This window comes from Microcoleus sp. bin38.metabat.b11b12b14.051, from assembly GCF_013299165.1.
Lineage (GTDB): Bacteria > Cyanobacteriota > Cyanobacteriia > Cyanobacteriales > Microcoleaceae > Microcoleus.
Window position 1 is genome coordinate 421,682 of the sequence record NZ_JAAFKD010000001.1, and the last position, 17,735, is coordinate 439,416.

The 17,735-nt window shown below is 44.1% G+C and carries 17 protein-coding genes; 9 read left to right on the forward strand and 8 right to left on the reverse strand.

The window, feature by feature from the left end; all coding sequences use genetic code 11:
- Positions 1 to 35 precede the first annotated feature (35 nt).
- A complete protein-coding gene (locus QZW47_RS01835) occupies positions 36 to 1,433 on the forward strand; it encodes a reverse transcriptase family protein (protein WP_293122881.1) in 1,398 nt (465 codons plus the stop codon).
- A gap of 444 nt (positions 1,434 to 1,877) precedes the next feature.
- Here QZW47_RS01835 and QZW47_RS01840 read toward each other — a convergent pair whose 3' ends face one another.
- Positions 1,878 to 2,879, reverse strand: a complete 1,002-nt coding sequence (locus QZW47_RS01840; RefSeq protein WP_293122884.1) for a polysaccharide deacetylase family protein — start codon at positions 2,877 to 2,879, stop codon at positions 1,878 to 1,880.
- A 239-nt stretch (positions 2,880 to 3,118) separates the two neighbouring features.
- Between QZW47_RS01840 and QZW47_RS01845 the strand changes: the two genes are divergently transcribed.
- Complete coding sequence (locus tag QZW47_RS01845; protein ID WP_293122888.1) at positions 3,119 to 3,547, forward strand: DUF1824 family protein; 429 nt, start codon at positions 3,119 to 3,121, stop codon at positions 3,545 to 3,547.
- 202 nt (positions 3,548 to 3,749) lie between these two features.
- Here QZW47_RS01845 and glgA read toward each other — a convergent pair whose 3' ends face one another.
- The 3 genes from glgA to hemC form a co-directional block, all read right to left on the reverse strand.
- Complete coding sequence (gene glgA / locus QZW47_RS01850; protein WP_293122892.1) at positions 3,750 to 5,177, reverse strand: glycogen synthase GlgA; 1,428 nt, start codon at positions 5,175 to 5,177, stop codon at positions 3,750 to 3,752.
- Positions 5,178 to 5,348: 171 nt separating this feature from the next.
- Positions 5,349 to 6,179: a S1C family serine protease gene (locus QZW47_RS01855; protein WP_293122895.1), complete on the reverse strand. Its 831-nt coding sequence runs from the start codon at positions 6,177 to 6,179 to the stop codon at positions 5,349 to 5,351.
- A gap of 349 nt (positions 6,180 to 6,528) precedes the next feature.
- Entirely contained in the window at positions 6,529 to 7,500 is a 972-nt protein-coding gene (gene hemC, locus QZW47_RS01860) for a hydroxymethylbilane synthase (RefSeq protein ID WP_293122898.1), read from the reverse strand.
- A 62-nt stretch (positions 7,501 to 7,562) separates the two neighbouring features.
- Between hemC and QZW47_RS01865 the strand changes: the two genes are divergently transcribed.
- The 3 genes from QZW47_RS01865 to QZW47_RS01875 all read left to right on the forward strand — a co-directional run bounded on the left by QZW47_RS01865 (position 7,563) and on the right by QZW47_RS01875 (position 8,729).
- On the forward strand, positions 7,563 to 7,736 hold the full coding sequence (locus QZW47_RS01865) for a hypothetical protein (RefSeq protein WP_293122901.1): 174 nt from the start codon (positions 7,563 to 7,565) through the stop codon (positions 7,734 to 7,736).
- Positions 7,737 to 7,832: 96 nt separating this feature from the next.
- Positions 7,833 to 8,288 (forward strand): type II toxin-antitoxin system antitoxin SocA domain-containing protein, encoded by a 456-nt coding sequence (locus tag QZW47_RS01870; RefSeq protein ID WP_293122904.1) that lies wholly within the window; start codon positions 7,833 to 7,835, stop codon positions 8,286 to 8,288.
- Positions 8,289 to 8,729 (forward strand): MAG6450 family protein, encoded by a 441-nt coding sequence (locus tag QZW47_RS01875; protein WP_293122907.1) that lies wholly within the window; start codon positions 8,289 to 8,291, stop codon positions 8,727 to 8,729.
- A gap of 167 nt (positions 8,730 to 8,896) precedes the next feature.
- Here the strand turns inward: QZW47_RS01875 and QZW47_RS01880 are convergent, their stop codons facing one another.
- Positions 8,897 to 9,922 carry a hypothetical protein gene (locus QZW47_RS01880; protein ID WP_293122910.1) on the reverse strand — a complete coding sequence of 342 codons (1,026 nt, stop codon included), beginning with the start codon at positions 9,920 to 9,922 and terminating at the stop codon, positions 8,897 to 8,899.
- Between the two features lie 157 nt (positions 9,923 to 10,079).
- Positions 10,080 to 10,688 carry a hypothetical protein gene (locus QZW47_RS01885; protein WP_293122913.1) on the reverse strand — a complete coding sequence of 203 codons (609 nt, stop codon included), beginning with the start codon at positions 10,686 to 10,688 and terminating at the stop codon, positions 10,080 to 10,082.
- Positions 10,689 to 10,829: 141 nt separating this feature from the next.
- Between QZW47_RS01885 and QZW47_RS01890 the strand changes: the two genes are divergently transcribed.
- The 3 genes from QZW47_RS01890 (at position 10,830) to QZW47_RS01900 (ending at position 13,846) form a co-directional block, all read left to right on the forward strand.
- Positions 10,830 to 11,915 (forward strand): T4 RnlA family RNA ligase, encoded by a 1,086-nt coding sequence (locus QZW47_RS01890; protein ID WP_293122916.1) that lies wholly within the window; start codon positions 10,830 to 10,832, stop codon positions 11,913 to 11,915.
- 420 nt (positions 11,916 to 12,335) lie between these two features.
- Positions 12,336 to 13,184, forward strand: coding sequence for an AAA family ATPase (locus QZW47_RS01895; protein WP_293122919.1), 849 nt, complete (start codon positions 12,336 to 12,338; stop codon positions 13,182 to 13,184).
- 77 nt (positions 13,185 to 13,261) lie between these two features.
- On the forward strand, positions 13,262 to 13,846 hold the full coding sequence (locus QZW47_RS01900; RefSeq protein WP_293122922.1) for a Uma2 family endonuclease: 585 nt from the start codon (positions 13,262 to 13,264) through the stop codon (positions 13,844 to 13,846).
- A 394-nt stretch (positions 13,847 to 14,240) separates the two neighbouring features.
- On the opposite strand, the gene QZW47_RS01905 is transcribed toward QZW47_RS01900, so the two are convergent.
- On the reverse strand, positions 14,241 to 15,776 hold the full coding sequence (locus tag QZW47_RS01905; RefSeq protein WP_293122925.1) for a mercuric reductase: 1,536 nt from the start codon (positions 15,774 to 15,776) through the stop codon (positions 14,241 to 14,243).
- A 16-nt stretch (positions 15,777 to 15,792) separates the two neighbouring features.
- Complete coding sequence (locus QZW47_RS01910) at positions 15,793 to 16,524, reverse strand: TVP38/TMEM64 family protein (protein WP_293122928.1); 732 nt, start codon at positions 16,522 to 16,524, stop codon at positions 15,793 to 15,795.
- Positions 16,525 to 16,627: 103 nt separating this feature from the next.
- On the opposite strand from QZW47_RS01910, the gene QZW47_RS01915 reads away from it, so the two are divergent.
- Positions 16,628 to 17,674, forward strand: coding sequence for an isochorismatase (locus QZW47_RS01915; RefSeq protein WP_293122931.1), 1,047 nt, complete (start codon positions 16,628 to 16,630; stop codon positions 17,672 to 17,674).
- Positions 17,675 to 17,735 lie beyond the last annotated feature (61 nt).

The following is a 17,735-nucleotide window of genomic DNA, read 5'->3' on the forward strand; positions in this document are numbered from 1 at the left end:
TGTAAAATACAGGTAAAAACTACCAAATTTGCCCTATGACTGACCAGCCGCGAACTCGCCAGGAATTGTACGATCGCATCCGCCAAACCAGCAAACAAGAATTCATACTCGAAGAGATGATCCGCCTCGGTTTCTGGCCCGCACAAGGCGAAATTCCCGAAGATCCGGCCGACGAAATTCGCCGCATCGGGGAAATTCGGCGAGAACTTGACGAACTTCGTAGGGAAAGTTCGCGGCTGCAAAACGAACAAGCACTCCGCAAGGAAATGCTGCAACAGCGGCTTGCCGAATCCCGGCGAAAACGGCAGGAAACTAAGGAACGCCGGGAAAGAGAACGGCTAGAACGGGCTGAGAATTGGCGGCAAAGAAAACAGCAAGAAATTAGCTATCTCGGCGACGGTGTATCTGCGGGACTCGATCGCACAAACGGCAACGCAGAACGCTTGCAAAGCTATCAATTACCGCTTTACAATACAGCAGCAGAAATAGCGGCGGCGATGGACATCAGCATCGGACAGTTGCGGTTTCTCGCTTTTTCCCGCAAAACTTCCCATATTTCCCACTACATCCGGTTTAAAATACCCAAGAAAACTGGGGGAGAAAGGCACATTTCCGCACCCATGCCCCGCCTCAAAAAAGCACAGCACTGGATACTTGCCAACATTCTCGAAAAACTCGAATTGCACGGCGCAGCACAGGGTTTTCGATCGCATCATTCAATTGTCACCAACGCTCAACCTCATGTAGGTTCCGAAGTTATTATCAACTTCGACCTCAAAGACTTTTTCCCCTCAATTTCCTACAGGCGAGTTAAGGGACTTTTTCAATCTTTTGGATATTCCGAAGCTGCGGCCACAATTTTCGGATTGCTGTGTACGGAACCGGAGATTGAAGAATTGGAATTAGACGGCAAAACTTACTTTGTCGCAGTTACAGAACGCCATTTGCCCCAAGGTTCTCCTGCAAGTCCAGCGATTACTAATTTGCTGTGCCGCCGCCTCGACAAGCGCTTAACTCAAATGGCCGAGGAATTGGGATTTGTTTACACCCGCTACGCCGACGATTTGACATTTTCGGCATCGGGAGACGGCTTGCAAAATATTTGTAACGTACTCAGGCGCACGGAGGCGATCGTTACTCATGAAGGATTTAGCATTAACGAACAAAAGACTCGAATCTTGCGAAAAAATCGGCAACAAGAAGTTACGGGAATTGTGGTTAACGAACAACTGAGTATTTCTAAGAAAGTGTTGAAACGCTTCCGCGCAGCTTTATTTCAAATCGAAAAAGACGGGCCAGAGGGGAAGCGGTGGGGGAGTTCGACTGATATTTTAGCATCGATTCAAGGTTTTGCTAACTTTGTAGCAATGGTAAATCCTGAGAAAGGTGCAGAATTTCTCGCACAGGTGAAAGCCATTAAAAATAAATGGTAATATCGCCCTTCTCAAGGAGAGCATCTCAGGATTTATAGTGCTGTAGAGAGCTCGCGAGTCGTACAATAGGCAAGTGGAGACAGCACTGTAAAGAAATATCCTTTTTGTAATACCGTTTAGAAAAAATGTTGCTACATAACAATTTTTTGGTTTGTTTGGTTCATTGAATGGTTAAGGTGCTTGGCTATTAGATTTTCGCTCTTTTTTAAAGATTGTCTTTCTTCGACACACCCTACAGATACTTTTTGCAAAAATAGACAAGATTGCGAAAATAGCTAGGAAGGAACGGGCAAGATGCCCGTTCCACAAAAATAGTTTTTTTGTGTAGAACAGGCATCTTGCCTGTTCCAAAAGTTGATTAAAAAGACTTTTGCGAGATATCTAATGAGATGCTCCCTTGCTAACGTTCCTGTATGCGGACAATTATAAGTGAGCTGTATTGGGTTAAAACCATCCTTTCTTTTTCAGAGTAGAAGCTTTTTTAGCTATGCGAATTAACTCTCTAGGCGACATATCTTTATCGACAGTGATGCGAGAGATGCGGTAGTTATTTTCCAATCGGTTTACTCTAAATAAACGGTCATTGTACAAAAAGCCTGTTAAATGATATTTAGGCAAAAGCTCTTCTACTTCCCTGTCTGATGCGCCGTAGGGATAGGCTATGTGAGCGCCTATTACTTTATTTTTGTCTAAGTCTCCCATACATTTTCTCAACTCGGATTTGGATTTGGCAATTTCAAATTCTAATTCTTTGCCGCTGATTTTAGTGAAGTCTTTGTGAGTAAAGCCGTGGGACTGAACGTCATAAAAACCTTTTTGATATCCGTCTCTTAAATCGTTGCAAGTAGTATGAGGTAAAAAATCTCTCCCCATATCAACACCTAAAAAATGAGGATTGACAAATAATACAAATTTGCCTTTTTCTTTGTAAATGACTGAAAGTTTTTCTAAAACCGGAAGTGCATTTTCGTGAACGCCTCTATACCCGTCATCAAAGGATATTAAGATCGGTTTTTGACCAATTCTTTGAGCTGGTATTGGCTGTGACTTGTCGATAAAGTATACGTACAAGTCTTGAGATGATAATAACCAATAGTTTTCTTTAATTAAATATTCTAAAAATACTGAGAAATCTTGTTTAGTGTAGTCAATAGAAAAAGCAAGGCGTTTCGGTGGCAATTCGGCGGGATTTTGAGTGTCTACAATATCGTGAAAGCCGATTATAGGGATTCTGATGAAATTAGATTCTACTGTCCAGCCGGAAATACCTATACAGATGGCAAATATCAGCAATAAGTAAAGCAGTTTGGCTTTGTGTATCAGCCGAAAGAGAAAACTTCTCAGATTTTTTACGTTTTTTAACAATTGTTCGTTCATTCTTTTATTATCAATCTGTGTGTTCTTAATCTTTACCACTAATAGACCCAAATTCAGCAAGGTTGACATTTTTTGTGCTATTTATTTGGAATATAGGTAGAGTGTGCGATGCACCAGTTGACCCAGCCATTGAAGAAGAGGGCTGTACTCACTAAAAGAGTGAGCCAAATTGATTCCCAGAACCCGCAATGCGGTATAATCGGGGCTGGCGCGAGTGTTACCGCTGTCGATCGAGGGTTGCAATGGCAGAAATCCGTTGACGAGTACCCGAAGGTCGATCGTACTTTTTGGAAATTTCAGAGCAATTAATGTCTATTCAAAATCCGACAACCCTAACTGTAGAAGCAGCACAGCAAATCCTCAAGGATTTTACTTGTCTGGATATGCAATCTGTAGCATCGCCGCTGGAAAAACAGGCGTTGCGTCAAGCGATTTTGCTGGTAGCAAGCTTGTCGGATTACCAAATGCTGGGAGTTTGCGCGACTTCGACGGATGAGGGTTTTGCTGCTTTAGCAACTTATTTGAAGGCTTTGGGATATGATGCTGTTTTAGATGCAAGTGCTTTTGCGACCTTTACTGGTTCGGTTTATATCAAGTTTAATACTTTGAAGGGTTCGTATTATGTTGATGGTTATCCGGGAACTTATCGGGGCGTGTTAGTATCCTGCCAATTTTCCTCGGAAGATGGAGTTAGCGGGACTTACGGTCATTTACCTTTGGATTTGTTTGTTGATTAATTGATGAGAAGGAAGAAGGAAGAGGGAAGAAGGAAGAAGGAAGAGGTGCGAATTTAGATGATGTCATTGCGAGGGACGAAGCAATCGCAGGGTTTTGAGATTGCTTCGTTCCTCGCAATGACAGACTGTAGAGTGTGTCAGAAAATAGCTAATCGCCTAAATCGACGAAAATAACGTCTGACGCACCTTACAAAGAGAGAGATTAACCTTTACCGATGATTAATTCTGGCTCTGGTTCTGGTGCGATTTCTTCGGGTGAGATTCCCAAAATTTCGCTGTACAGGTTGACATATTTTTTGGCAGAAATATCCCAGCCAAAATCTTCTCTCATGCCGCGCTTTTGTAGTTCTTTCCACTTATCTTTGTAGCGGAAACCTTCCCAGGTTCGGATCATGCAGGTGAACAAGTCGAGGGGTTCGTAGCGATCGAAACAGTAACCTGTACCGGTATCATTAATCGGGTCGTTGTGGGAAACGGTATCGACTAAACCGCCTGTGCGGCGTACCATTGGGACGCAGCCGTAGCGGAGGGCGAGCATTTGGCTGATGCCGCAGGGCTCGAAACGGCTGGGCATCAGGAAGGTGTCGCAGCCTGCGTAAATGCGCCGGGAGAGGGCGTCGTTGTAGAGTAATTGGGTGGACATCCGGCCCGGATAGCGGGCTGTCATTTGCCAGAGTTGGGTTTCGTAGTAGCGATCGCCCGTTCCGAGTACAATAAACTGAGCGTCGGTATAGGCCATGAAGCGATCGAGCATTTGAATGATCAAATCCAATCCCTTCTGTTCTACCAGCCGCGTCACCATTCCCATTAACAGGGCATTTTTATTCACTTCCAAACCGACTTCTTCTTGCAGCGCAATTTTGTTAACTGGGCGCTTTTCAATAGTATCAGCACTAAATTGTTGATGGAGGTACTTGTCAGTTTCTGGGTTGTAAGATTCTGTATCAATTCCGTTCAAAATCCCCGACATCTTGCCGCCGACGTAAGACAGCAAACCTTCTAAGGTTTCCCCGTAGGCTGGGGTTTTAATTTGTTCGGCGTAGGTGGGCGAAACTGTGTTTACGCGATCGGCAAACTGTACTGCCGCAGCCATTGTATTATGACCTTGCATATACCAGGGGCACCAAGTCATCTGCTCCAAACGCCAGCGCCACGGCCCTTGATAAGCTAAATTGTGAATAGTAAAAACCGTGCTAATATCGGGGTCTTGACTCATCCAAACAGGTATCATCCCGGTATGCCAGTCATGACAGTGCATAATTTGGGGCTTCCAGTGATTCCAGGCAAATTCAGCCGCTGCATTAGCAAAGAAAGTGAACCTCCAGTCTTCATCGACGCCGCCGTAAACGCGACGGGGCAAGAAAGATGGATGTTGCAATAAGTATAAAGGTACATCGGTTCCTGGCAAAACACTTTCAAAGACAGAAAAGCTTTGAAACATGGCCTCCCCATTCCAAACGGGTTTTTTGGGAACGTCCATTTTGTCGGGGATGAAGCCGTAGTAGGGCATGAAGATGCGGACATCGTGGCCCATGCGGCGCAGAAATTTAGGCAAAGCGCCGACGACATCGCCCATACCGCCTACTTTGGCTAGGGGTGCTGCTTCGGCGGATACAAATAAAATACGCATTATTTTTTTGTGTTCCTTGGGATGGTTAGTCTAGATTAAGTTTAAATGGCGAGGGACACAATGTTAACGCGCCGTTCAAAAACAAGTATAAATCAGGCGTTGCACGGGTGGCGATCGCACTTTTGAGTAAAGTGCGATCGCCCGAATCACAGATTACCGACTGCCTTGCGACTAATTCTCGGAATCATCCTCAAAAGTCTCCTCAAATCCAGCTAAGAAGTCATCCAAAGCTTCCGAGGCGATCGCTAAATTAATCGTGTCGGCATCTTCCCATCCCCACACATTCACCCCAACCACTTGACCTGCCATATTAATCAACGGGCCGCCGGAATTTCCTGGATTAATCGCGGCATCAGTTTGCAACACCTTCACCTCAGCAACACCCTGCTCCTCTTCTTCCTCGCCTTCCTCGTACTCCTCAGGTTCGCGAATTTCACTAATGATACCTTGAGTGATTGTGACAGCAAATTGCCCTAAAGGATTGCCCACAGCAATGACTCGATCGCCCACTTTCACATCAAAAGATAGCTCCAGGGGAGCGTATTCTTGGGGAGATTGCACTTGTTCCCCTGTTTGCGGGTCAAAGGTAAAATCGCTAATTAACAGCAATGCTAAATCTTCTTCCCCATTACCAGTAAATACCACCTCTGCCAATCTCAATTTGCCGTCGTGAGTTTCCACTAAAACCTGTTCTACTTCATCTTCCTCGTAGAAGTAATCTTCATCGGCAATATCTTCGATAACGTGATAGTTAGTGACAATGATGTCCGGCGATACAAAAAAGCCGCTTCCCGAAGAAATTTCTTCTCCTGTATCCCAATCCATGACGTAAACTGCAACTAGCGATGGCAATATTTTAGCAACGACATCCGCAGCACTGCCAGTCTGAGTTTTAAACTCTTTTAATTGCTGCTGCAAAGCTTTTTTGTCAGCCTGCATTTTGCGATAAAGTTCCTGAACTTTTTTCACTTCAAGCTTTAACTGAGTTTCTCTAGCGCTCATATTTTGCCTTTCCCTGAAATAGGTTGCTGATTTATTTTCGATGCTGGACTGTAGATTGTGAAGCGGTATGTTGACTGCTATCAGACTAAGACCAAATCCACCCGGTTTTTCCGAACAATCCTGGGCTTTACACCCTGGCATCCATCTATAAACCGGGTTTCTCAACAGCCTTCCTAAATTAGTCAGATTTTTTTGAAACGATCGGCAATTTTATCTAAAATTCCATCAAAAATCTACAAACATACTGCTACTATACCTGTAAAATCACAAGCTAACCGCCAGTTATTTTTATTTTACAAAAGGCGATATTTTGCATCTACAAGCATTGACAAATAGATGCCGATATGGTTTAGGAACCGCGTTTAACTTCGACAAAGATTTCCTCCAAAATTGCACTCGCTCCCTGTTCGCGCAGGCGGTGGGCGAGGTCAATTCCTAGCGCTTCAGCAGTTTCTGCGGCGCCGGAAACACTATCTTTGACGAAGCGCTTGCCGTCGAGACTCGATACCATGCCAACTAAGGTTAATTGACCGTTTTCGATTTTGGTATTGACACCGATGGGTACTTGACAGCCGCCTTCTAATTCCCGCAAAAATGCGCGTTCAGCATGACATCTTTGGGCGGTTTCTGAGTGTTCTAGTGCTTTAATTACTTCGAGGATTTCTGGATCTCCGGCGCGGCATTCGATGCCTAAAGCGCCTTGTCCGACGGCGTGCAGGGAGATTTCGGGAGAGATAATTTGGTGGATGCGATCGCCCATTCCCAGTCTTTCGAGTCCTGCAACTGCTAAAATAATTGCGTCGTAACCGCCATCATCTAATTTAGCGAGTCGAGTATTGAGGTTGCCGCGAATATCTTTGAATTCAAAATGAGGGAAATGGTGTCGCAGTTGAGCCAGTCGGCGCAGGGAAGAAGTGCCGATTACGGAACCTTCGGGGAGGGTTGCGAGTTGCTTGTCTTTGTGTTTTTGGTGAACAACCAGGGCGTCAGCGGGATTTTCCCGTTCGGTGACGCATCCTAATATTAAACCTTCGGGTAAATTGGTCGGTAAATCTTTGAGGGAATGCACGGCGAAGTCCGTTTCATTGTTGAGCATTCCCGTTTCTAATTCTTTGGTAAAAAGTCCTTTGTCGCCAATTTTAGCAAGGGCGACATCCAGAATTATGTCCCCTTGGGTGGACATGGTGTGGACTTCAAAAGTGTGTTGCGGGAAGTGTTTCTGTAATTCTGCTTGCACCCAGTGGGTTTGGACGAGGGCGAGTTGGCTTTTGCGGGAACCGATGCGGACGGTTCGGGAGGGGGCGGATGTGGTTGGGGACATAAGATCGATCGGAGGATAGCTTGAAATCAGCCAGTATATTCACCTGATCTAGCGTACCGCAGGTGGGGACTTTAATTGCTGCTTGGGACAATTGGGGGATAAAACTCGGGCGATCGACCTCTTCGAGTGACGGACAGCCGACGGTGTATGATGTGCCTGGGAATCTGGCTAATGCTGTTTTGGCTGAAGAGTTTGCTCCCCGGTTGCAGAATTTGGGGAGAGAAATGTGGCAATGAGGGGAAAAGGGCGAGCGAATTTGCGATCGTAGTTTTAAAGTAGCATCTTAGTTTAGCATAAAAGTAAATTTGTCAAATTACTAAAATCCTCAAACTATGAAAAGCGCTCTTGATGTAGCTCGTTACTTTTTATGTCGTGTCGATCGAGAAATAGGCGATACGATTTCTCCTCTGAAACTGCAAAAACTCGTGTATTACGCACAAGCTTGGAGTTTAGTCTTTAGAGGCCAGCCACTATTTTTTCAAGATATCGAAGCTTGGGTTTCCGGCCCCATTGTCCGTGATGTTTGGGATGAGTATAAAGCTTACAAATATACAGATATTCCTGTTCCAAATGATTTTGACGAAGCATTTGAAGAAGATGAGTTGGACGTGATCGAAGAAGTCTGGAATGCTTATGGAGAATTAAGTGCTAAACATCTTGCAGAATTGACGCAATCTGAGACACCTTGGCTCAACGCTCGCCAGGGATTAGAACCTGCGGAAACATCAACTAAAATCATCTCCCGCGACGATATGAAATCCTGTTATGCACCTTTGGTGGAGGCGTAAATGGGAAAAAAAAGTCAAATACCAAAGCCATCTCAAAAAAAGCAACAAAACAGAATTCCTGAGCAAGCAACTCAGTTAAATCGAGCCAGCGGTACAGATGACGAGCATCCTAGTTTCAGATTTACCTATGCAGATAAAAATCGTTGGTGTTTGTCTGACTGGACATCATCAGAAATCAATGACCTAATTGAAGGACTAAAGAAAATTGAGAAATTTACTTGGGGTCAGATCAAAGGTCACGGCTCAAAAAAACGCGGTGAATCAGTAGGAACGGGTTATAAGTTGATTAATATTCATCCAACTTTGCCTGACAATGTTCCTGAAGATGAGAAATTATCAGAAATGCGAATAGATGAGAAGAAACGGATATTTGGATTTCGCCTTCATTCTGTTTATTATGTCATTTGGTTTGACCGCGATCATTCAGTTTGTCCAGAATAAATTTGTTGTTCTGGTTATAAAAAAATAGATCACAATTTTGCATCTCTCACCCAAATTTAACCGTCATCACAGGGGATTTAAGCCCCCACCTAAAGGTATATTATTTTTAGGCAGGGAATTTAAGACCCTGCCTAAAAACTTCGCTGTCAACTGTCAACTATCAACTGTTAACGTTGTCCTGCTTGAAGAGCAGAATTTACTATCTGAACAACCTCAGACTGTCGTCCGTTTTTGAGACTGACTCGGTACAATACACCTAGCCTTTGCCATTCCACAGAAGTAGTGCAGTAATTGCCGCAAGTCTGGAGATAAGTTCCCCTCATTCCGCCTGCTAATTCAATACTTCTGTAAGTATCTCTCGGTAATTGTGAAGGAGGCGAAATCGGTTCATCTCTTTTAGCTTCAATTGTGCCGAAAGTACAGGCTCCTCCGCGACATCCTTTGCCGAGATACATCTCAACAATATAACCGTGGGAGCCAGCTTTGATATCAAAATCAAGTTGTTGAGTGTCAGATAGAGGAAGTATATTTGGCAGAAAAACTGGTACTCGTGTTTTACCTTTGATTTGCCCAAAGATGTTATTTACAGGAAAACGAGTGTTAGTTTGATTTGTAGCTAACTTGTTGGGGATTGGGGGAAACTTTCGGACAAAATCTCTCCACTGTACAACTCTATTTTTAGCAACGTTGAGAGTAGGAATCGAATATTTTTCAACTGCAAGAGAAGGGCGGCCATCTTTTTGATTAAAGTTGCGGCGAATGACTGTATTTTCGAGTTTTCCTGATCCGTAAGTTGTGGCGGTGGTACGGGCGAGATTGCAGCTAATTTTGAAGCGTCCCATGTCGATGTTGCCATTTTCGGCTTGGTAAGACCAATTGTAACCCTCAGAAGTCCGATCGCGATCGCACAAAAAACGCGAAATCTCAAACATCTTGGCGATATGAACGTCGTAGAGTCGCAGCTTGCGGTTGCTGGTAGATTGGGCGGTGTCGCGATCGGGCACAATAAAGTCGATCGACTGCCAGCCATCTTGAGAAGTATAATTTAACCACCGAATTTCTGTAACAGGCACTTCTGGCCTTGCTAGCGCGGAGTTGGGTGTCAAAAGTGCGTTAGCGAAGCCCTCGGAGAGGATCGTCAAAACAGTCACCACACCAGCTAAAATCGCCCCAAATAGCCATCTTCCCCTCATCCTGAGCTCCCTGTACACATCACAACCATTCTGTCTTGCTTCCCAGCTTAACTGGTTTCCAGGCTCCCCAAATATGTAATATTCTCTGTCATTGCGAGGAACGAAGCAATCGCCAAGACTCAAATTGCTTCGTTTCTCTACAAAATCGAAAATCGTCCTAGCGTTTCCCAGCTTGAATAGCAGAATTTGCAATCTTAACTAAATCTGCTTCCTGTCCATTTTTGATTGCTACAGTATACATAAAACCCTGATTTTTCCACTCAAGATTCGCCGTGCAATAAGCCCCGCAACCGTTATGAAAATTTCCTTTCACTCCGCCCGCAAGTTGAACAGTTTTTAACGTCTTAGTTACCCCTTCCATTTTTGTAGAAAACTCGCCGCCTTTTTGACCTCGAATTTCCCCAAGAGTGCAAGCGCCCGCACCTTTGCAGTCTGCTGTATACTCCATAGAAACAGTATAGCTGTCTGGTTTCGCTTGGCTTTGATAGAAAAGCTTTTCCGCAACAGTAACACGGCTGGGCAGAAAAATTGGCACTTGTGTTTTACCTTTTAACTTTGGCAAAATTTCACTAACCGGCACAGCAGCATCAGCTTGAGCAACAGGTTTTGTTTCCGCCAGTATCTGCGGCAAATTGCCGGCACCAAAAACTCGCGAGACAGGCACTAAAGCAGTCAATACACAGGCAGAACTAGCTAAAAGTAATAATTTATTGTTCACTGTTTTTTCCTTGGTGTCGAAACATTCCCATTTTTCGCTGAACGGCATTCACCTATTTACAACGATACTCCAAAATACAAAAGTCACAACAGGCATTCAGGAAAAAAATACTTTACATTTTCTTTACAGATGCGCTAAGATATGCAGTAACGGATAAGATAGAGAAGGCGAGTTATTTAGGAGTCGAATGTGGAACTACAAGAGTATTTGCGCCAGCACGGATTAGAAACTTTGTGCGAAACTTATCATATCAAAGTTACCCGCCACCGCCAATATCCCGATCTAGTCTGTCTCAAATACTCGCAGATAGAATCTCCGATGGGCGAAAAAATAGTCCAACAGTGTCGGGGTATTATTTTAGATTCATCTCAAAACTGGCAGATTGTTTCTTATCCCTACGACAAATTTTTTAACTACGGGGAAGGCCACGCGGCTACAATTGATTGGAGTCAAGCCAAAGTTTACGAAAAACTAGACGGTTCTCTGACTGTACTGTATTTTTATAACGGAGAATGGAGAGTGCAATCTAGCGGCACTCCCGACGCAGCCGGAGAAGTTAACGGTTTTGGATTCAGCTTTGCCGAACTTTTTTGGAAAGTCTGGCAAGAATTGGGATATAAATTTCCAGCCGAAACTGACCAGTGTTATATCTTTGAGTTGATGACTCCTTATAATAGAATAGTTGTGCAGCAAGCCAACAATCAAATTGTGCTGCATGGCGTTCGGAATATTCAAACTCTGCTAGAAACCGACCCCAGTATTTCGGCTCATAAATATGGTTGGGAATTGGTAGCATCTTATCCCTTAACTAGCTGGAAAGAAGTTATCGAAGCTTCTCAACATTTAGATCCGATGAATTCGGAAGGGTATATTATTTGTGATGCTAACTTCAATCGAGTTAAAGTAAAGTCTCCGCAATATGTGGCGATTTCTCATCTGCGGGAGGGGTTTTCGACTCGCCGGATGATAGAGATTATTGTGACTAATGAAGGAGAAGAATTTTTAGCATATTTTCCTGAGTGGACTGAATTGTATCAAAAGGTCAAGGATAAATATAACTGTTTGGTTGCAGAAATTGAGGAGGTTTATCGGGAACACGAACAGATTGAAGTGCAGAAAGATTTTGCTTTTGCTGTGAAACATTTGCCGTATTCGGGGATTTTGTTTTCTTTGCGGGCTCGCAGGGTTGCGGGAGTAAAAGAAGCTCTCCGCGATGTTACAATCCACAAGATAGAGGAGTTATTAGGTTTGGATTACATCAATTTAGGACTTTAGTCCTCCTCCAGGTTCGTAATAAGAACTTTAGTCCTCCTCCAGGTTCGTAGTAAGGACTTTAGTCCTCCTCCAGGTTCGTAGTAAGGACTTTAGTCCTCCTCCAGGTTCGTAGTAAGGACTTTAGTCCTCCTCCAGGTTCGTAGTAAGGACTTTAGTCCTCCTCCAGGTTCGTAGTAAGGACTTTAGTCCTCTCCAGGTTCGTAGTAAGGACTTTAGTCCTCCTCCAGGTTCGTAGTAAGGACTTTAGTCCTCCTCCAGGTTCGTAGTGAGGACTTTAGTCCTCCTCCAGGTTCGTAGTGAGGACTTTAGTCCTTCTTAGGCTTAATAAGGACTGAAGTCCTCACTACAAACCTAGGATAAATTAGGACTGAAGTCCTCACTACGAACCTGGATTTTTTGTTAATAGCTAGGAGATACAGCATGAAAAGAGTTATTGTACTTGTCGGTTTACCTGCGTCGGGAAAATCTCAGTTTGCTAGGGAATTGCTGTTGTCTGAACCTGCAAGATGGGTGCGTAGTAATAAAGATTTACTCAGAGAAATGGCTCACGCTTCCCATTGGTCGCCTGCGAATGAAAAGTTTATTGTACAGTTGAGAGATACGATTATTTTGATGGCGTTGGAAAGCGGCAAACACGTCATTGTTGATGATACTAATTTTGGGCCGCATATCGAACATATTAAACAGTTAGTCAAAGGTCAAGCTGTTGTCGAAGTTAATGATTCTTTCCTGCAAGTTTCGGTGGAAGAATGTATTAAACGCGATTTGAAAAGACCTAATTCTGTGGGCAAAGATGTGATAATGAAGATGTACAATCAGTACGTGCGGGTTCAGGTTGCGCCGCCGGAATATAACCCGGATTTGCCGGATGCAATTCTTGTCGATATGGACGGTACGCTGGCACTTCTTAATGGTAGAAATCCTTTTGATGCTTCAAAGTGCGATCGCGATTTACCGAATCAGCCTGTGTTAGATACCATCCGCAAGTGGCAGTCTAGCGTTAATATTATCGTAGTATCGGGTAGAACCGATGACTGTAAACCTCAGACTGAACAATGGTTGCGGCAATACGAGGTCAATTATGCAGGCCTCTATATGCGGAAAACTGGGGATATGAGGAAGGATGCGATTATGAAGGAGGAAATCTATCAGCAGCAGATTGCAGGACAATATAATGTTAAGTTTGTATTGGACGATCGCCAGCAAGTCGTTGATATGTGGCGATCGTTGGGATTGACTGTTTTTCAAGTAGATGAAGGGGATTTTTAACGTCGGATCGATTTGGGCGATTTATCGCCCTGCTCGCGATGCTATAATCCAAGTAACAGTGAATCAAAATTTTTACTATGATAGCTATTCCCCAAGCCCCCCAAAAAATGACCTTCGAGGAATATCTCGAATGGGAAGCCCAACAAGACATTCGCTACGAATATGTCAACGGCGAAGTCTTTGGTATGACTGGTGGTACAATTCCCCATAACGATCTTGCACTTAACTTTTATACTGCTGTGCGCCCTCATTTGCGATCGAGAGGTTGTCGGGCTAATGTGTCAGATGTGAAATTGCAAGTTAGTCCTCGCAGCCGTTACTATTACCCGGATGTGATAGTCAGTTGCGATCCTGAAGATATGAATGCGCGCAAGTTTATTCAACATCCGAAACTAATTGTGGAAGTTCTATCGCCCGGTACAAGTAGTAAGGATCGAGATGAAAAATTTACTGCTTACCTGAAAATTCCGACTTTACAAGAGTACATCTTGATTGATTCTGAAAAAATCTCCGTTGAACGTTACTGTCGGGGAGAGGGTAGAATGTGGCTTTACTATTCTTATAGTGCTGGAGAGATTGTAACTTTGTCAAGTATTGAATTTGAGTTGCCGATCGCACTTTTGTATGAAGGTGTTACTTTTGAGATAGAAACCGAAACATAAATCAACACGGTTCAGTTGATAATTTATTTTTATAGCCCGGAGATCCCCCTAAATCCCCCTTAAGAAGCAGGGTGGTTTCATTGTCGGGAGAGGAAATCTCAAACTACCAAAAGTATCGCTTAAACGTCGGATAGTGCGATCGGCGAAGGTACGTAGTTGGGCTTCAGCCCTCTTTATATATATGTCTAAAGAGGGCTGAAGCCCAACTACGTACCTATTTCTATGATGACAATAAAACCACCCTGCTAAATCCCCCTTAAGAAGGGGACTTTGAAGAATTTCTTGTTCCCCCCTTTTTTCAAGGGGGGCTAGGGGGGATCGGCTTTATGGGACAGGCTAGAAGCCCATCCCACAAGAGTAGATAGAATTTGTACGTAGATTCTGATGGCATTTTCTACCGTGTCCAAGCTAGCCATTTATTAAACAAATCTTTCACAAACGGAGTCAAGCGAGTGCGATTGTAAGCATCTGCCGCTTTCCGAATTGCTTCGGCTTGCGTCGGATACGGATGAATGACGCTGGCAATTTTCCCCAAACCAATATTGTTAACCATTGCTAATGTAATCTCGCCGATCATATCGCCAGCGTGTCGTGCTACAATAGTTCCACCTAATATTTTATCGCTGCCTTTTTTAACGTGGATTTTGACAAATCCTTCTTCTTCGCCGTCAAGGATTGCCCGATCGACTTTATTGAAAGGAATTAAAAATGTATCGACATCAATTCCTTGGGCTTGCAATTCGCGATCGCCCATTCCGACGTGCGCTACCTCTGGATCGGTGTAGGTACACCAAGGTATCGTCAAGGCGCTGAGCTTTTTGCGCCCGAAAAACAGGGTGTTTTGAATCACCATCCTCGCGGCAAAATCCGCAGCGTGGGTAAATTTGTGACTCATGCAAATGTCGCCGGCTGCATAAATGCGGGGGTTAGTAGTTTGTAAGTTGTCGTTGACAAATACGCCTTTTTCTGTATCGTATTCTACGCCTACTGTTTCTAGATTCAATCCTTCCACGTTTGGCGATCGCCCTACGCTGACAATAATCTCATCTACCGTTACCGATGCTGCCTTACCTTGAGATTGATAATAAACTACTTTGCCTGCATTTGTTTGTTCAACGCGGTCTATTTTTGATTCTAGGATTAATTGAATATCTTCTCTGACAAAAGCCTGCTGCACAATTGTGGCTGCATCAACATCTTCCTTGTCTAAAATATGAGCATTTTTGTGTAACAATATAACTTCAGAACCCAAGCGCCGCATGATTTGAGCCAATTCGCAACCGATCGCCCCACCGCCAATTACGGCTAAACGTTGAGGTCTTTCTGTGAGGCTAAAAACTGTTTCGTTAGTCAGATATCCAGCTTCTTGTAAACCGGAAATTTGTGGTTTTCTGGCCCTTCCACCTGTGGCAATTACTGCTTTTTTAAATTTAAGAGTTTTGCCTGCAACTTCTATGGTATTATTGCTAGTAAACGAGCCGTAACCTAAGAAGACATCGACTCCTAATGTGTGTTGGTAGCGATCGACTGAATCGACATCACTGATACCCGCCCTAATCCGGCGCATCCGTTCCATGACTGCGGCAAAATCTACTTCGGGACTCTCAGAAACCTTAACACCAAATTTACTCGCATTCCAGATATCGCCGACAGCGCGGGCCGATCGAATCATGGCTTTTGAGGGCACACAACCGACATTTAAACAGTCGCCGCCCATCAAATGTTTTTCAATTAAAGCAACTTTTGCACCCAAACCAGCGGCACCTGCGGCCACAATTAATCCAGCGGGGCCTGCACCAATGACTACTAAGTTGTAACTGCTAGCCGGCTGGGGATTTACCCAATCGGGCGGCCCCAAATAAGAGACTAATTTTTGGTTATATTCGTCCATCGGATGAACTATTATGCGATCGACTTTTGACTGCGACATTAGCCAATTCTCCTAATTAAACAGTTTCATCCAAAGCCTTGCGAGCAATCCGAGAAAGAAAGAAAGTAACGCCAACAGCAGCCGTAAAACTGATGATATTAATCAACCATTTGACTGTTTCGGCTTGGGGATTTGTCGAGGCTGTTGCTGATCCAATAGTCGCAATATCTCCTACCAAGGAACCAGAATAAACATACATCACAGTCCCAGGAATCATCCCGAAGGAACCTAAAATGTAATCTTTCAAAGAAACTTGGGTAATTCCCAAGGCGTAATTTAATAAATTGAATGGAAGTAAAGGGCACAGACGAGTCAAAAAAACTATTTTTAATCCTTCTTTAGAAACGGCGCGATCGAGTGCTTTGAACTTGGGGTGAGCCTCCATATATTTTACCACGCGATCGCGCGACAGGTATCGCCCGATCAGAAAAGCAAAGGTCGCCCCTAAGGTGGCGGCGATTAACACGTAAACCGAACCCCACCACAGCCCAAACAGCACTCCGCCTCCCAAGGTCAGCACGGAACCGGGTATAAATAGTATGGTGGCGAAGTTGTAGGTTGCGATAAATGCGATCGGGCCCCAGACACCTAAATGCTCGATTTGGATTAAAACAGCTCTTAACAGTCCTTGAACGTAGGCCGATCTAGTTGCTACAATTAACAGAGGGAGCAAAAGGGCGATCGACAAAAACAACAATCTGCCTTTAAAAACATCCCTAGTAGAAAGTTGATTAGGTGGTTGTGCCATAATTCATCGGTAAACAGAGAACAACAGTATATAACAGTCTTCCACAAACTGATGTCAGTTCTAGTCAGCATTTAGCGATCGATTACCAATTATCATATCCAGCATGACAGCAAAAATGCAACTCCCAATCCCTGAGCATTTCGACGCCACAAAAATCAGCAAAGTCTGGCGAGTGCCCTATCAACAACTGGCCGCTGAAGCAAAAAACTGGGCAAAGCAACACAGCATTAAGCCTGCATCTAGCGACAAAAAACAGATTTGTTTGCTAATAATCGATGCTCAAAATACATTTTGTATTCCAGAATTTGAACTGTTTGTTGGCGGGCGTTCCGGTAGCGGCGCTGTTGATGATAATCTCCGGCTGTGCGAATTTATCTACCGCAACTTAAACGTAATTACCACCATTGCGCCGACAATGGATACGCACACCGCAATGCAAATTTTTCATCCAATTTTTTGGATCAATGATGCAGGCGAACATCCAGTACCGGCTGCGACATTAATTACTTTAGAAGATGTACAACAAGGAATCTGGAAAGTCAACCCAGCCGTCGCTGACAATATAGCTAAAGGCGAGTATTTAGCACTGCAAAGACAATGCCTCCACTACGTACAGAAACTTAGCGATAACGGGAAATTTCCCCTAACCATTTGGCCCTATCACTCGATGCTGGGCGGCATTGGACACGCCTTAGTTTCCGCTGTGGAAGAAGCGATATTTTTTCATAATATGGTGCGGAATAGTCAAGCACTTTTTGAGATTAAAGGTAGCAATCCTTTAACTGAAAACTATTCGGTTTTGCAGCCAGAAGTCTTAGACAGCCCAGACGGGTTTGCTATTGATAAAAAGAATGCTGAGTTGATTGATAAGTTGCTCAACTTTGATGCGGTGATTATTGCGGGACAAGCGAAGAGTCACTGCGTTGCTTGGACGATTGATGATTTGCTAACGGAAATTTTGGCGCGAGATCCGCAGTTGGCTAGGAAGGTTTATTTGTTGGAAGATTGCACTTCGCCGGTGGTTGTTCCGGGTGTTGTTGATTTTACGGAACAAGCAGATGTGGCTTTTCAAAGATTCGCGCAGGCGGGTATGAATTTGGTTAAATCTACTCAGGAAATGGATAGTTGGGTAATAGGAGTCGGCGGTTGAAACCGATCCTACACAAACGAAATCCGATCTCAGAGGGACTCAAGAATAAGATGGGTTACAA

Coding starts and splice junctions, on each gene's coding strand:
- QZW47_RS01835 (WP_293122881.1), top strand. CDS start 36: ATGACTGACCAGCCGCGAACTCGCCAGGAATTGTACGATCGCATCCGC.
- QZW47_RS01840 (WP_293122884.1), bottom strand. CDS start 2,879: ATGTCAACCTTGCTGAATTTGGGTCTATTAGTGGTAAAGATTAAGAAC.
- QZW47_RS01845 (WP_293122888.1), top strand. CDS start 3,119: ATGTCTATTCAAAATCCGACAACCCTAACTGTAGAAGCAGCACAGCAA.
- glgA (WP_293122892.1), bottom strand. CDS start 5,177: ATGCGTATTTTATTTGTATCCGCCGAAGCAGCACCCCTAGCCAAAGTA.
- QZW47_RS01855 (WP_293122895.1), bottom strand. CDS start 6,179: ATGAGCGCTAGAGAAACTCAGTTAAAGCTTGAAGTGAAAAAAGTTCAG.
- hemC (WP_293122898.1), bottom strand. CDS start 7,500: ATGTCCCCAACCACATCCGCCCCCTCCCGAACCGTCCGCATCGGTTCC.
- QZW47_RS01870 (WP_293122904.1), top strand. CDS start 7,833: ATGAAAAGCGCTCTTGATGTAGCTCGTTACTTTTTATGTCGTGTCGAT.
- QZW47_RS01875 (WP_293122907.1), top strand. CDS start 8,289: ATGGGAAAAAAAAGTCAAATACCAAAGCCATCTCAAAAAAAGCAACAA.
- QZW47_RS01880 (WP_293122910.1), bottom strand. CDS start 9,922: ATGAGGGGAAGATGGCTATTTGGGGCGATTTTAGCTGGTGTGGTGACT.
- QZW47_RS01885 (WP_293122913.1), bottom strand. CDS start 10,688: ATGCCGTTCAGCGAAAAATGGGAATGTTTCGACACCAAGGAAAAAACA.
- QZW47_RS01895 (WP_293122919.1), top strand. CDS start 12,336: ATGAAAAGAGTTATTGTACTTGTCGGTTTACCTGCGTCGGGAAAATCT.
- QZW47_RS01900 (WP_293122922.1), top strand. CDS start 13,262: ATGATAGCTATTCCCCAAGCCCCCCAAAAAATGACCTTCGAGGAATAT.
- QZW47_RS01905 (WP_293122925.1), bottom strand. CDS start 15,776: ATGTCGCAGTCAAAAGTCGATCGCATAATAGTTCATCCGATGGACGAA.
- QZW47_RS01910 (WP_293122928.1), bottom strand. CDS start 16,524: ATGGCACAACCACCTAATCAACTTTCTACTAGGGATGTTTTTAAAGGC.
- QZW47_RS01915 (WP_293122931.1), top strand. CDS start 16,628: ATGACAGCAAAAATGCAACTCCCAATCCCTGAGCATTTCGACGCCACA.